The 14,160-nt window shown below is 41.1% G+C and carries 11 protein-coding genes; all 11 read left to right on the top strand.

Annotated elements, in window-relative coordinates; translation table 11 throughout:
• Nucleotides 1-250: 250 nt before the first annotated feature.
• The 11 genes from ACVBD2_RS07730 to ACVBD2_RS07680 all read left to right on the top strand — a co-directional run bounded on the left by ACVBD2_RS07730 (nt 251) and on the right by ACVBD2_RS07680 (nt 13,931).
• On the top strand, nt 251-1,234 hold the full coding sequence (locus ACVBD2_RS07730) for an acetylxylan esterase (RefSeq protein ID WP_000795094.1): 984 nt from the start codon (nt 251-253) through the stop codon (nt 1,232-1,234).
• A gap of 328 nt (nt 1,235-1,562) precedes the next feature.
• Nucleotides 1,563-5,060 (top strand): SIALI-17 repeat-containing surface protein, encoded by a 3,498-nt coding sequence (locus ACVBD2_RS07725; RefSeq protein ID WP_461685535.1) that lies wholly within the window; start codon nt 1,563-1,565, stop codon nt 5,058-5,060.
• 246 nt (nt 5,061-5,306) lie between these two features.
• Nucleotides 5,307-6,005 carry an N-acetylmannosamine-6-phosphate 2-epimerase gene (locus ACVBD2_RS07720; RefSeq protein ID WP_084874430.1) on the top strand — a complete coding sequence of 233 codons (699 nt, stop codon included), beginning with the start codon at nt 5,307-5,309 and terminating at the stop codon, nt 6,003-6,005.
• Between the two features lie 114 nt (nt 6,006-6,119).
• Complete coding sequence (locus ACVBD2_RS07715) at nt 6,120-7,448, top strand: ABC transporter substrate-binding protein (protein ID WP_000672109.1); 1,329 nt, start codon at nt 6,120-6,122, stop codon at nt 7,446-7,448.
• A gap of 219 nt (nt 7,449-7,667) precedes the next feature.
• Nucleotides 7,668-8,534 (top strand): carbohydrate ABC transporter permease, encoded by an 867-nt coding sequence (locus tag ACVBD2_RS07710; RefSeq protein WP_001209417.1) that lies wholly within the window; start codon nt 7,668-7,670, stop codon nt 8,532-8,534.
• A 15-nt stretch (nt 8,535-8,549) separates the two neighbouring features.
• Nucleotides 8,550-9,389: a carbohydrate ABC transporter permease gene (locus ACVBD2_RS07705; protein ID WP_001183243.1), complete on the top strand. Its 840-nt coding sequence runs from the start codon at nt 8,550-8,552 to the stop codon at nt 9,387-9,389.
• Nucleotides 9,390-9,662: 273 nt separating this feature from the next.
• Nucleotides 9,663-10,115, top strand: a complete 453-nt coding sequence (locus ACVBD2_RS07700; protein WP_461685534.1) for a NanQ anomerase/TabA/YiaL family protein — start codon at nt 9,663-9,665, stop codon at nt 10,113-10,115.
• A 20-nt stretch (nt 10,116-10,135) separates the two neighbouring features.
• The gene (locus ACVBD2_RS07695) at nt 10,136-10,780 is read left to right on the top strand and encodes a YesL family protein (protein WP_461685533.1); all 645 of its coding nucleotides are present in this window, start codon (nt 10,136-10,138) and stop codon (nt 10,778-10,780) included.
• A 171-nt stretch (nt 10,781-10,951) separates the two neighbouring features.
• The gene (locus ACVBD2_RS07690; RefSeq protein WP_001281470.1) at nt 10,952-11,869 is read left to right on the top strand and encodes a dihydrodipicolinate synthase family protein; all 918 of its coding nucleotides are present in this window, start codon (nt 10,952-10,954) and stop codon (nt 11,867-11,869) included.
• A gap of 17 nt (nt 11,870-11,886) precedes the next feature.
• Nucleotides 11,887-12,771, top strand: a complete 885-nt coding sequence (locus ACVBD2_RS07685; RefSeq protein ID WP_000150267.1) for an ROK family protein — start codon at nt 11,887-11,889, stop codon at nt 12,769-12,771.
• Between the two features lie 362 nt (nt 12,772-13,133).
• Nucleotides 13,134-13,931 (top strand): alpha/beta fold hydrolase, encoded by a 798-nt coding sequence (locus tag ACVBD2_RS07680; RefSeq protein WP_173390503.1) that lies wholly within the window; start codon nt 13,134-13,136, stop codon nt 13,929-13,931.
• Nucleotides 13,932-14,160 lie beyond the last annotated feature (229 nt).

Here is a 14,160-nt window from a genome sequence, read left to right as displayed (position 1 = left end):
ACGAGGACTTTCTTATGACTATTAAAGTAACCTACCAAAAGAAGTTTCAAACTGTCAAACAAGAGAAAGGAGCTAGCACCTATTGATACACAAAGAGCGGAAACGCTCTTTTTATTTTTAAAACTACTTTCAGGTGCTCTGTTTGAAGTTAGAGAATCTAAAATCACTTTCTATTTAGCATTCTTTCTTGCATTGCTTTCCTAGATATGCTACAGTTGTGATAGCGATTACAAAATTAAAGGAGCATGCTATGAAAAATCCAGCTTTGTTAGAAGAAATTAAGACTTATAAAGGACGGGATGAGGTTCCAGAAGACTTTGATGCTTTCTGGGATGAGGAATTAAAAAAAGTTTCCACTCTTCCAGCCTACCAGTTGGAGGAAAGAGATTTCCACATTCCCCGAGTCAAGTGCTTTGAGCTCACTTTTGAGGGAACTAATGAAGGCAAGGTCTATGCACGCGTCGTCCTTCCAAAGACTGAGGGAAAAGTTCCCCTAATTTTCCATTTCCATGGCTATATGGGACGTGGCTGGGATTGGGCTGACATGCTGGCCTATACTGTGGCTGGTTACGGTGTTGTTTCCATGGATGTGCGGGGCCAGTCGGGCTATTCGCAAGACGGCTTGCGTTCTCCTCTTGGAAATACTGTGAAAGGGCATATCATCCGTGGTGCTGTGGAAGGTCGTGAGCATCTCTTTTATAAGGATGTTTATCTGGATATTTACCAGTTGGTTGAAATTGTTGCCAGTCTGCCTCAGGTAGATGAGGAAAGACTTTCTAGCTATGGTGCTTCACAAGGAGGGGCGTTAGCTTTGGTTGCAGCAGCGCTCAATCCTCGCATTCAGCAAACAGTTGCCATCTATCCCTTCTTGTCAGACTTTAGACGAGTGCTTGAGATTGGCAATACCAGTGAAGCCTATGATGAACTCTTCCGATATTTCAAGTTTCACGATCCTTTCCATGAAACAGAGGAGGAAATCATGGCGACTCTTGCCTATATCGATGTGAAAAATCTTGCCCATCGTATTAAAGGTGAGGTCAAGATGATTACGGGCTTGGATGACGATGTGTGCTATCCTATTACCCAGTTTGCTATTTACAACCGTCTGACCTGCGATAAGACCTATCGCATCATGCCAGAGTATGCTCACGAAGCCATGAATGTCTTTGCCAATGACCAAGTCTACAACTGGCTCTGTGGCAGTGAGATTCCTTTTTCCTATGTAAAAAAATAAGTTTAAGAGAGCCTTGAGCTCCCTTTTTGTTTTCCAAAATCGAAAAGTACTTTCAGGAAACTTGAGATATTAAAATAGTTTTAAAAGTAGAATCTATTCTATATCATTTAGCTATAAAGTTCAGAGTTTATTGTATAATAAGGGAAAGACATTGTGCGAAAGGAGGAAACTTTCCGCTGTTTGGTCAGAGAGTAAGAGCAGTGGACGTTTGAAGAATGGGAGGTCTCATTCAGTCGGTTACTTTCTTTTTACTTGTTTAGTTGGAGGAACTAAAAATTTTAAGAAAAAAAGAAAGCGCTTTATTTATGAAGAATATGAAAGGTAAAAAATGAAGTATAGGGATTTTGATCGAAAACGACGATATGGTATTAGAAAATTTGCAGTTGGGGCGGCATCTGTAGTGATTGGTACAGTAGTATTTGGAGCAAATCCAGTATTAGCTCAAGAGCAAGCCAATGCAGCAGGGGCCAATACAGAAACTGTCGAACCTGGTCAAGGTTTATCAGGATTGCCAAAAGAAGTGTCCTCGGGAGAACTTGCTCATTTGGATAAGGATTTGGCTGGTAAATTGGCAGCAGCTCAAGACAACGGCGTTGAGGTGGACCAAGATCATTTGAAAAAAAATGAGAGTGCAGAGTCAGAAACCCCATCCTCTACGGAAACCCCTGCAGAAGAAGCAAATAAGGAAGAGGAATCAGAGGATCAGGGGGCTATTCCTCGTGACTATTACTCAAGAGATTTAAAAAATGCCAATCCTGTCCTTGAAAAAGAAGATGTTGAAACCAATGCGGCAAATGGTCAGAGAGTTGATTTATCAAGTGAACTAGATAAACTAAAGAAACTTCAAAATGCTACAGTTCACATGGAGTTCAAACCAGATGCATCAGCTCCACGCTTTTACAATCTCTTCTCTGTATCCAGTGACACCAAGGAAAATGAGTACTTTACTATGTCGGTCCTTGATAATACAGCTCTTATTGAAGGGCGTGGCGCTAACGGAGAGCAGTTCTATGATAAGTATACAGATGCTCCTTTGAAAGTTCGCCCAGGACAATGGAATTCCGTGACCTTTACTGTCGAACAACCAACAGCAGAGTTACCTCATGGTCGAGTTCGTCTCTATGTGAACGGTGTCTTATCCCGTACAAGTCTCAAATCTGGTAACTTCATCAAAGATATGCCAGATGTTAATCAAGCTCAACTTGGAGCAACCAAACGGGGCAATAAAACAGTTTGGTCATCAAACCTACAAGTACGAAACCTAACTGTTTATGATCGTGCTTTAAGCCCAGATGAAGTTCAAACACGAAGTCAATTATTTGAAAGAGGTGAATTAGAACAGAAACTTCCTGAGGGAGCAAAAGTCACTGAGAAAGAAGACGTCTTTGAAGGTGGTAGGAACAATCAACCAAATAAAGATGGTATCAAGAGTTATCGTATCCCAGCTCTTCTCAAGACAGATAAAGGAACGCTGATTGCTGGAACGGATGAAAGACGTTTGCACCATTCTGACTGGGGAGATATTGGGATGGTTGTTCGTCGTAGCTCAGATAATGGAAAAACATGGGGAGACCGAATCGTAATCTCAAATCCTCGTGACAATGAGCACGCTAAACATGCAGATTGGCCATCTCCAGTCAATATTGATATGGCCTTGGTACAAGACCCTGAAACAAAGAGAATTTTTGCAATTTATGACATGTTCCTTGAGAGTAAGGCAGTATTTTCATTGCCGGGGCAAGCTCCGAAAGCTTATGAACAAGTGGGAGATAAAGTTTATCAAGTTTTATATAAGCAAGGAGAATCAGGTCGCTATACGATTCGAGAAAACGGAGAGGTTTTCGACCCTCAAAATAGAAAGACAGATTATCGTGTTGTCGTTGACCCTAAAAAACCAGCCTACAGCGATAAGGGGGATTTGTATAAAGGGAATGAGCTAGTCGGAAATATTTATTTTGAGTATAGCGAGAAGAATATTTTTAGAGTTTCCAATACCAACTACCTATGGATGTCCTACAGTGATGACGATGGGAAGACTTGGTCTGCACCAAAAGATATTACACATGGGATTCGGAAAGATTGGATGCACTTCCTAGGAACTGGACCTGGTACTGGGATTGCCTTGCGTACAGGACCTCATAAGGGAAGACTGGTGATTCCAGTTTATACAACAAACAACGTTTCCTACCTAAGTGGTTCTCAATCATCTCGTGTAATTTATTCAGATGATCATGGTGAAACATGGCAAGCAGGTGAAGCAGTTAATGATAACCGTCCGGTAGGCAACCAAACCATTCACTCTTCAACCATGAATAATCCAGGTGCCCAAAATACGGAGTCAACTGTTGTTCAGTTGAATAATGGGGATCTCAAGCTCTTTATGCGTGGGTTGACTGGCGATCTTCAGGTTGCGACCAGTCATGATGGGGGAGCAACGTGGGATAAGGAAATCAAACGTTATCCTCAAGTAAAAGACGTTTATGTCCAAATGTCTGCTATTCACACCATGCATGAAGGAAAGGAATACATTCTACTCAGCAATGCTGGTGGTCCTGGACGCAACAATGGTTTGGTTCACCTGGCTCGTGTTGAGGAGAATGGTGAGTTGACATGGCTGAAACACAATCCTATACAAAGTGGTAAGTTTGCTTACAACTCACTCCAAGAACTCGGAAATGGCGAATATGGTTTGCTTTATGAGCATGCGGATGGCAATCAAAACGATTATACTTTATCCTATAAAAAATTCAACTGGGATTTCTTGACCAAGGATTGGATTTCTCCTAAAGAAGCAAAAGTGAAATATGCGATTGAAAAATGGCCAGGCATCCTTGCTATGGAGTTTGATTCGGAAGTATTGGTCAACAAGGCACCAACCCTTCAATTGGCAAACGGTAAAACAGCACGCTTCATGACCCAGTATGACACGAAAACCCTCCTATTTACGGTGGATTCAGAGGATATGGGTCAAAAAGTTACAGGTCTGGCAGAAGGTGCAATTGAAAGTATGCATAATTTACCAGTCTCTGTGGCAGGGGCTAAGCTTTCGAATGGAATGAACGGAAGTGAAGCTGCTGTTCATGAAGTGCCAGAATATACAGGCCCACTAGGGACAGCGGGTGAAGAGGCAGCTCCGACAGTCGAGAAGCCAGAATATACAGGCCCACTAGGGACAGCGGGTGAGGAACCAGCACCAACAGTTGAAAAACCAGAATTTACAGGCGGTGTGAATGGTGAAGAGGCCGCAGTTCATGAAGTCCCAGAGTACACAGGTTCATTAGGCACAGCAGGTGAGGAACCAGCACCAACAGTTGAAAAACCAGAATTTACAGGCGGGGTTAATGCTGTTGAGGCCGCAGTTCATGAAGTCCCAGAGTACACAGGCTCACTAGGGACATCCGGCGAAGAGCCAGCCCCAACAGTCGAAAATCCAGAATACACAGGCGGAGTTAATGCTGTTGAGGCCGCAGTTCATGAAGTACCAGAGTATACAGACCCATTAGGCACAGCGGGTGGAGAGGCCGCTCCGACAGTTGAAAAGCCAGAATTTACAGGCGGAGTTAATGCTGTTGAGGCAGCTGTCCATGAACTTCCAGAGTACACAGGTGGCGTGAATGCAGCCGATGCAGCTGTACATGAAATTGCAGAATATAAGGGAACTGATTCGCTTGTAACTCTTGCTGCAGAAGATTATACTTACAAAGCTCCTCTTGCTCAGCAGACACTTCCTGATACAGGGAACAAGGAGAGTAGCCTCCTTGCCTCACTAGGATTAACAGCTTTCTTCCTTGGCTTGTTTGCAATGGGGAAAAAGAGAGAAAAGTAAGAGAATAATTTTAATCATTTTACTTTGTAAAAATAGAAGGAGATAGCAGGTTTTTCAGTCTGCTATCTTTTTCTTTCGGCTCAAGGTGTGCTAATAAGAAATTCTAAGATGCCTGAAACTACTTTCAGGATAGTCTGTTCTATAAAATAGTTTTGAAACTGAAATCTATTCCACCATAAGCTATTGAAAGCGCTTAACAAATGATATATAATAAGCCCATAGGAACAAAGAAAAGGAGGAAATGGGATGCCACAGATTAGCAAAGAAGCCTTGATTGAACAAATCAAAGATGGAATCATTGTTTCTTGTCAGGCACTTCCTCATGAACCGCTTTATACAGAAGCGGGAGGAGTCATTCCCTTGCTAGTCAAAGCGGCTGAGCAAGGTGGAGCAGTCGGTATCCGAGCAAACAGTGTTCGCGATATCAAGGAGATTAAGGAGGTTACGAAACTCCCGATTATCGGGATTATCAAACGTGACTATCCGCCGCAGGAGCCATTCATTACAGCTACTATGAAAGAAGTTGATGAACTGGCTGAACTAGACATTGAGGTCATTGCTCTGGATTGTACCAAACGTGAACGTTATGATGGTTTGGAAATTCAGGACTTTATCCGACAAGTCAAAGAAAAATATCCGCATCAACTCTTGATGGCTGATACCAGTACTTTTGAAGAAGGAATTGCGGCAGTTGAAGCAGGTGTTGATTTTGTTGGAACAACTCTATCAGGTTATACTTCTTATAGTCCTAAGGTAGATGGTCCAGACTTTGAACTGATCAAAAAACTCTGCGATGCCGGTGTGGATGTCATCGCTGAAGGGAAAATTCACACACCAGAACAAGCCAAGCAAATCCTTGAATATGGAGTACGAGGCATTGTTGTCGGTGGAGCTATTACTAGACCAAAAGAGATCACGGAACGCTTCGTTGCCGGTCTTAAATAACATAATCTCAAAACAGAGGAGAGTGGTCGATGCGTCGGATAAAATGAAAACGTATACAAATAGAAGCTTACTCACTATCCAATATGGACACGCTTAACAATTAGGAGAATACAAATGAAATTTAGAAAACTAGCTTGTACAGTACTTGCAGGTGCTGCGATTCTTGGCCTTGCTGCTTGTGGTAACTCTGGTGGAAGTAAAGATGCTGGAAAATCAGGAAGCGATAGCGGAAAAACAGAAATCACTTGGTGGGCATTCCCAGTCTTCACACAAGAAAAAACTGGTGACGGTGTTGGAACTTATGAAAAATCAATCATCGAAGCTTTTGAAAAAGCAAATCCAGATGTAAAAGTGAAATTGGAAACTATCGACTTCAAGTCAGGTCCTGAAAAGATCACAACAGCCATCGAAGCAGGAACAGCGCCAGACGTACTCTTTGACGCACCAGGACGTATCATCCAATACGGTAAAAATGGTAAGTTGGCTGAGTTGAACGATCTCTTCACAGACGAATTCGTCAAAGATGTCAATAATGAAAACATCGTACAAGCAAGTAAGGCTGGTGACAAAGCTTACATGTATCCAATCAGTTCAGCTCCATTCTACATGGCTATGAACAAGAAAATGTTGGAAGATGCTGGAGTTGCAAACCTTGTAAAAGAAGGTTGGACAACTGATGACTTTGAAAAAGTTTTGAAAGCGCTTAAAGATAAAGGATATACACCAGGTTCATTGTTCAGTTCTGGTCAAGGGGGAGACCAAGGAACACGTGCCTTCATCGCAAACCTTTATGGCGGTTCTGTAACAGACAAAGATGTAACAAAATATACAACTGACGATCCTAAATTCGTCAAAGGTCTTGAAAAAGCTGCTAGCTGGATCAAAGACGGTTTATTGAACAATGGTTCACAATTTGACGGTGGAGCAGACATCCAAAACTTTGCCAACGGTCAAACTTCATACACAATCCTTTGGGCACCAGCTCAAAACGGTATCCAAGCGAAACTCTTGGAAGCAAGTAAGGTAGACGTGGTAGAAGTACCATTCCCATCAGACTCTGGTAAACCATCTCTTGAATACCTTGTAAACGGATTTGCAGTATTTAACAACAAAGACGACAAGAAAGTCGCAGCAGCTAAGAAATTCGTTCAATTCATCGCAGATGACAAAGAATGGGGTCCTAAAGACGTAGTTCGTACAGGTGCCTTCCCAGTTCGTACTTCATTTGGCAAACTTTATGATGATAAACGTATGGAAACAATCAGCAGCTGGACTAAATACTACTCACCATACTACAACACTATCGACGGATTTGCTGAAATGAGAACTCTTTGGTTCCCAATGTTGCAATCTGTATCAAATGGTGACGAAAAACCAGCGGATGCTTTGAAAGCCTTCACTGAAAAAGCTAACGAAACCATCAAAAAAGCTACAAAACAATAAGCACTAAGTCAGATTGATTCCCCCCTTTTCCCTGAGCACTATGGTGTAAGAAAAGGGGGACTTTTGTTTGAAATGGTAGGAACTGTCACGAAATTAAAATGAAGTTCTTACATAAGCGAATCTTAAAAAATTTCATTTTGATTTTAAAACAGTTCAAGAAAATCAAAAACTATTCTATTTGAAAGAGAGGTGCCGACTGTGAAAGTCAATAAAATTCGTATGCGGGAAACAGTGATTTCCTACGCTTTCCTAGCACCAGTGTTGTTCTTCTTTGTTATCTTTGTCTTGGCTCCTATGATTATGGGATTCATTACAAGCTTCTTTAACTACTCCATGACCAGCTTTGAGTTTGTGGGCTTGGACAACTATATTCGCATGTTTAAAGACCCTGTCTTTACTAAGTCTTTGATCAATACCGTTATTCTGGTTATTGGGTCAGTACCGATTGTGGTTCTCTTCTCGCTCTTTGTAGCATCTCAAACCTATCATCAAAATGCGATTGCCCGTTCTTTCTATCGTTTCGTCTTCTTCCTTCCTGTAGTTACAGGTAGTGTGGCCGTAACGGTTGTATGGAAATGGATCTATGACCCCCTATCAGGGATTCTAAACTTTGTCCTTAAGTCAAGCCATATCATCAGCCAAAACATTTCTTGGCTGGGTGACAAAAACTGGGCTTTGCTAGCGATTATGATTATCCTTTTGACAACATCTGTTGGTCAACCGATTATCCTTTATATCGCTGCTATGGGGAATATTGATAACTCACTTGTTGAAGCGGCGCGTGTTGACGGTGCGACTGAGTTCCAAGTTTTCTGGAAGATCAAATGGCCTAGCCTCCTTCCAACAACTCTTTACATCGCGATCATTACGACTATCAACTCTTTCCAATGTTTCGCTTTGATTCAGTTGTTGACATCTGGTGGTCCAAACTACTCAACAAGTACCTTGATGTACTACCTTTACGAAAAAGCCTTCCAATTGACAGAGTATGGGTATGCCAATACTATCGGTGTCTTCTTGGCAGTGATGATTGCCATTGTCAGCTTTGCTCAATTCAAGATCCTCGGAAATGACGTAGAATACTAAAGAAAGGAGACAGTTATGCAACCTACACAAAAGAAACCTTTAACAGCTTTCACTGTTATTTCAACGATTATCTTGCTCTTGTTGACCGTACTGTTCATCTTTCCATTCTACTGGATCTTGACAGGGGCCTTCAAATCACAGCCTGATACCATTATGATTCCGCCACAGTGGTTCCCTAAAATGCCAACCATGGAGAACTTCCAACAACTCATGGTGCAAAACCCTGCTATGCAGTGGATGTGGAACTCTGTATTTATCTCACTGGTAACCATGTTCTTAGTCTGTGCAACCTCTTCTCTAGCAGGTTATGTATTGGCTAAAAAACGTTTCTATGGTCAACGCATCCTCTTTGCAGTCTTTATCGCTGCCATGGCACTTCCAAAACAAGTTGTCCTTGTACCATTGGTACGTATCGTCAACTTCATGGGAATTCACGATACTCTCTGGGCAGTTATCTTGCCTTTGATCGGATGGCCATTCGGGGTCTTCCTCATGAAACAATTTAGTGAAAATATCCCAACAGAATTGCTTGAATCAGCTAAAATCGACGGATGTGGTGAGATTCGTACCTTCTGGAGCGTAGCCTTCCCAATTGTAAAACCAGGATTTGCAGCTCTTGCGATCTTTACCTTCATCAATACTTGGAACGACTACTTTATGCAGTTGGTTATGTTGACTTCACGTCAAAACTTGACTATCTCACTCGGGGTTGCGACCATGCAGGCCGAAATGGCAACCAACTACGGTTTGATCATGGCGGGTGCAGCTCTCGCAGCAGTGCCAATCGTAACCGTCTTCCTTGTCTTCCAAAAATCCTTCACTCAGGGTATCACTATGGGAGCTGTTAAAGGATAACACTCTGCGAAAATCGAATTCAAACTACTTCAGCATCACCTTGCCATACTTAAGTATTGCCTGGGGTTAGCTTCCTAGTTTGTTCTTCGATTTTCATTGAGTATAGGAAAAACTGTCTATCAAAATTCAGAAGAATATGTTATAGACTAAGAGAAATATAGTTTCATAAGTGTCTACAAAATGGAGAGTATGCAGTTACTTCGTGAAGTTTTGTTAGACACTTATCAACTTAATTTATGATTTTAGTTAACTATCAGAAACGAAGGAAACAGTATGATTTTTGACGATTTGAAAAACATCGCCTTTTACAAGGGAATCCATCCCAATCTAGACAAGGCTATCGACTATCTCTACCAACACCGTAAGGATTCTTTCGAACTCGGTAAGTATGAGATTGACGGGGACAAGGTCTTTCTAGTTGTTCAGGAAAATGTCCTCAATCAAGCTGAAAATGATCGATTTGAGCATCATAAGAACTATGCAGACTTGCATTTGCTGGTAGAAGGACACGAATATTCGAGCTACGGTTCACGTACCAAAGACGAGGCGGTAGCATTCGATGAAGCGAGTGACATTGGCTTTGTCCATTGTCATGAAAAATACCCACTATTGTTGGGCTATCACAATTTTGCGATTTTCTTCCCAGGAGAACCGCACCAGCCAAATGGCTATGCAGGTATGGAAGAGAAGGTTCGCAAATATCTCTTTAAAATTTTGATTGACTAAAAGAATCAGGAGGAGCAAACATGGCACAAAAAGGAGTAAGCCTGATCAAGGCAGCATTTGATACAGACAATTTTCTCATGCGATTCAGTGAGAAGGTCTTGGATATTGTGACAGCCAATCTTCTTTTTGTCGTCTCTTGTTTGCCCATCGTGACGATTGGAGTGGCAAAAATCAGCCTCTACCAAACCGTGTTTGAGATTAAGAGAAGCAGGCGAGTACCTGTTTTCAGAACCTATCTGAGAGCTTTCAAGCAAAATCTGAAACTGGGTTTCCAGTTAGGTTTGCTGGAGTTGGGCATTGTGTCATTAAGCCTTCTAGATCTCTATCTCTTCTGGGGACAGACAGCTTTACCCTTCCAGCTTGTGAAAGTTATTTGTTTGGGGATTCTCATCTTCCTTACTCTGGTGATGCTGGCTAGTTATCCCATCGCTGCTCGCTATGATTTGTCTTGGAAAGAAGTGCTGCAAAAAGGGCTTATCTTGGCAAGTTTTAACTTTCCATGGTTCTTCCTCATGTTAGCCATTCTCTTTCTTATTGTGATGGTTCTTTATCTATCCGCCTTCACTCTCCTTTTGGGTGGGTCAGCCTTTATCCTCTTTGGTTTTGGTTTGCTAGTCTTTCTCCAAGCAGGATTGATGGAGAAAATTTTCGCCAAATACCAGTAGAATGGCTTGTTTCTGAAACTACTTTCAATCGATACAGTTTCTAAAATACAAGTAGAAACTAAAATCTAAGTGTATACAAGATATTGAAAGCGATTTTCACAAGGTGTATACTAAACTTGTAAAAAATAGAACTGCTCTCAGCAGAAAAAAAGAAATCTTAGGAGAAAATCTATGTCAGATTTGAAAAAATATGAAGGTGTCATTCCAGCCTTCTACGCATGTTATGATGATCAAGGAGAAGTAAGTCCAGAGCGTACGCGTGCCTTGGTTCAATACTTCATTGATAAGGGTGTTCAAGGTCTCTATGTCAATGGTTCTTCTGGTGAATGTATCTACCAAAGTGTGGCAGACCGCAAGTTGATCTTGGAAGAAGTTATGGCAGTTGCCAAAGGGAAATTGACCATTATCGCTCACGTAGCATGCAACAATACGAAAGACAGTATGGAACTTGCTCGCCATGCGGAAAGTTTGGGAGTGGATGCTATCGCAACGATTCCACCTATTTACTTCCGCTTGCCTGAGTACTCAGTTGCTAAGTACTGGAATGACATTAGTGCTGCAGCACCAAATACAGACTATGTGATCTACAACATTCCTCAATTAGCAGGTGTTGCTTTGACTCCAAGTCTTTACACTGAAATGTTGAAAAATCCTCGCGTTATCGGTGTGAAGAACTCTTCAATGCCAGTTCAAGATATCCAAACCTTTGTCAGCCTTGGTGGAGAAGACCATATCGTCTTTAATGGTCCAGATGAACAGTTCCTAGGTGGACGCCTCATGGGGGCAAAAGCTGGTATTGGTGGTACTTATGGTGCTATGCCAGAACTCTTCTTGAAACTCAATGAGTTGATTGCTGAAAAAGACTTGGAAACAGCTCGTGAATTGCAATACGCTATCAATGCAATCATCGGTAAATTGACTGCTGCTCATGGAAATATGTACGGTGTAATCAAAGAAGTCTTGAAGATCAATGAAGGCTTGAACATTGGTTCAGTTCGTTCGCCATTGACACCAGTAACTGAAGAAGATCGCCCAGTTGTAGAAGCAGCAGCACAATTGATTCGTGAAACCAAGGAGCGCTTCCTCTAATCCATAAGGAGGTATTTATGACACACTACGTTGCAATTGATATTGGCGGAACCAACATCAAATATGGTTTGATTGACCAAGAAGGCCAACTTGTTGAATCGCATGAAATGCCAACTGAGGCGCAAAAGGGTGGACCCCATATCTTACAAAAAACAAAAGATATCGTTTCCAGCTATTTAGAAAAAGGCCCAGTAGCAGGTGTTGCCATTTCTTCAGCGGGAATGGTGGATCCTGACAAGGGTGAAATCTTCTATGCTGGTCCTCAAATTCCTAACTACGCAGGAACTCAGTTCAAAAAGGAAATCGAGACTAGCTTTAATATTCCTTGTGAAATTGAAAATGATGTCAACTGCGCAGGTCTTGCTGAGGCAGTATCTGGTTCAGGCAAGGGAGCGAGTGTGACACTTTGCTTGACCATTGGAACAGGTATCGGTGGTTGCTTGATTATGGATGGGAAAGTCTTCCATGGATTTAGCAACTCAGCTTGCGAAGTCGGTTATATGCATATGCAGGATGGAGCTTTCCAAGACTTGGCTTCTACGACAGCCTTGGTAGAGTATGTAGCAGAAGCTCATGGTGACTCAGTTGATCAGTGGAATGGCCGACGCATTTTCAAGGAAGCTACTGAAGGAAACAAGATCTGTATGGCTGGCATTGATCGCATGGTAGATTACCTTGGGAAAGGTCTGGCAAATATTTGCTACGTTGCCAATCCAGAAGTGGTCATTCTCGGTGGCGGTATTATGGGGCAAGAGGCGATCCTCAAACCGAAGATCCGCACAGCCTTGAAGGCAGCCTTAGTACCAAGTCTAGCTGAAAAAACACGATTAGAATTTGCCCATCACCAAAATACAGCTGGTATGTTGGGAGCTTATTATCATTTCAAAACAAAACAATCCTAGTTTGGAGTTATAGAATTAAGAAGAACACTTAACCACTACTTGAGTGAAAATGTTCGGCTTAATTCTTTTTTTGATGATAGAAAAACTGTCCAGTATATGAAAAGTAGCGAAAAGGTCTATCAAGACCATTAGGCGACCTTGCTTCATTGGTATGAGAAGGACAAAGAAGAATTACAAAAAAGAACGATAAGAGCAGAATTCCTACCATCGAAAAATATATGAGAGGAGATTCCTTTTAAGATAGCGAAGATGGTGCAAGCTCTATACTTTGTTTCCAAATACTAAACCTAAGCCAAGAAGAAAAAGTGATATAATGAGATGGACGAGAAATTGATAAATTAGAATTTATCGGGGTATGAGTTATGAAATTTCATGAGTTTGGAGATAAAAATTTTCTGCATATATTATTGATACATGGAGGGGGTAATTCTTGGTGGAATTATCTTAGGCAAGCTCGTATGCTATCAGACGAGTACCATGTGATTTTACCAACTCTTGATGGACATGGAGAAGAATACCAAAGAGATTATATCTCAACTGAATATTCAGCACAGATAATAATGGATTATATAAAAGATAATTGTGGTGGGAAGTTGTTTGCATTAGGTGGTGTTTCTCTAGGAGGACAAATTGCGATGGAGTTATTATCATTAGATGATAATATAGCTCAGAAAGCAATGATAGATGGCAGTATTTGTATACCTCAGCCTAGATTGGCAAAAATTTGCATAATAATTGTAAAACTCTTTGGAAAACTTATGTTTAGCAAATCGGTAAGTAAAATGCAACTTAATCTAATGAAAAAAATATACCCTAAAATGGCATATCCAAAAGAAATAGAAAACTATTATATGGAAGATATGCCAAGACTTCCAATGAAGACACTAGTGACAATGTATAGAACATATATGGCGAAATATAGATTGAAAGATTCTATTGCAAAGAGTAAAGCACAGGTTTTATATATTTACGGTGAAAAAGAAATGGACTGTGTCAAGCAATCAGCAAAATTGTTTCAAAAAATGCATCCAGATTGTACTCTTTATGAATCTAAAGGTTACAATCATGGATATTTATCAACTTATTTACCTTTAGAGTGGATGGAACTGATTAGTCCATTTTTGAAAAATGGTGAACTGAAATCAGGTAAAGATATTTAAAAAATGCCAGTTTGTCAAAATAAAACAATTAAATAAAATTATAGAGAGGAAGTAAAAGCAGATAGCCGATACTTCCTTTTTGTTGTCAAAAATTCAAAAACGGAAAGGGGAATTTATGGAAGAACTGAAAACACAGATAAAGAAGGCATTAGCACAAGGAGAAAGATTGGAAAGACCACCTATGAGCCTATTATCATTTCAAAACAAAACAATCCTAGTTTGGTCCAAC

Source organism: Streptococcus sp. KHUD_018, assembly GCF_054861215.1.
Note: the sequence above shows the minus strand (reverse complement) of the source record. Positions and strands in the feature narration are given on the sequence as shown.

What these genes read in the sequence shown, in the direction of transcription:
- ACVBD2_RS07715 (WP_000672109.1), top strand. Translation starts at nt 6,120, where the DNA reads ATGAAATTTAGAAAACTAGCTTGTACAGTACTTGCAGGTGCTGCGATT.
- ACVBD2_RS07730 (WP_000795094.1), top strand. Translation starts at nt 251, where the DNA reads ATGAAAAATCCAGCTTTGTTAGAAGAAATTAAGACTTATAAAGGACGG.
- ACVBD2_RS07710 (WP_001209417.1), top strand. Translation starts at nt 7,668, where the DNA reads ATGCGGGAAACAGTGATTTCCTACGCTTTCCTAGCACCAGTGTTGTTC.
- ACVBD2_RS07690 (WP_001281470.1), top strand. Translation starts at nt 10,952, where the DNA reads ATGTCAGATTTGAAAAAATATGAAGGTGTCATTCCAGCCTTCTACGCA.
- ACVBD2_RS07680 (WP_173390503.1), top strand. Translation starts at nt 13,134, where the DNA reads ATGAAATTTCATGAGTTTGGAGATAAAAATTTTCTGCATATATTATTG.
- ACVBD2_RS07725 (WP_461685535.1), top strand. Translation starts at nt 1,563, where the DNA reads ATGAAGTATAGGGATTTTGATCGAAAACGACGATATGGTATTAGAAAA.
- ACVBD2_RS07685 (WP_000150267.1), top strand. Translation starts at nt 11,887, where the DNA reads ATGACACACTACGTTGCAATTGATATTGGCGGAACCAACATCAAATAT.
- ACVBD2_RS07720 (WP_084874430.1), top strand. Translation starts at nt 5,307, where the DNA reads ATGCCACAGATTAGCAAAGAAGCCTTGATTGAACAAATCAAAGATGGA.
- ACVBD2_RS07705 (WP_001183243.1), top strand. Translation starts at nt 8,550, where the DNA reads ATGCAACCTACACAAAAGAAACCTTTAACAGCTTTCACTGTTATTTCA.
- ACVBD2_RS07695 (WP_461685533.1), top strand. Translation starts at nt 10,136, where the DNA reads ATGGCACAAAAAGGAGTAAGCCTGATCAAGGCAGCATTTGATACAGAC.
- ACVBD2_RS07700 (WP_461685534.1), top strand. Translation starts at nt 9,663, where the DNA reads ATGATTTTTGACGATTTGAAAAACATCGCCTTTTACAAGGGAATCCAT.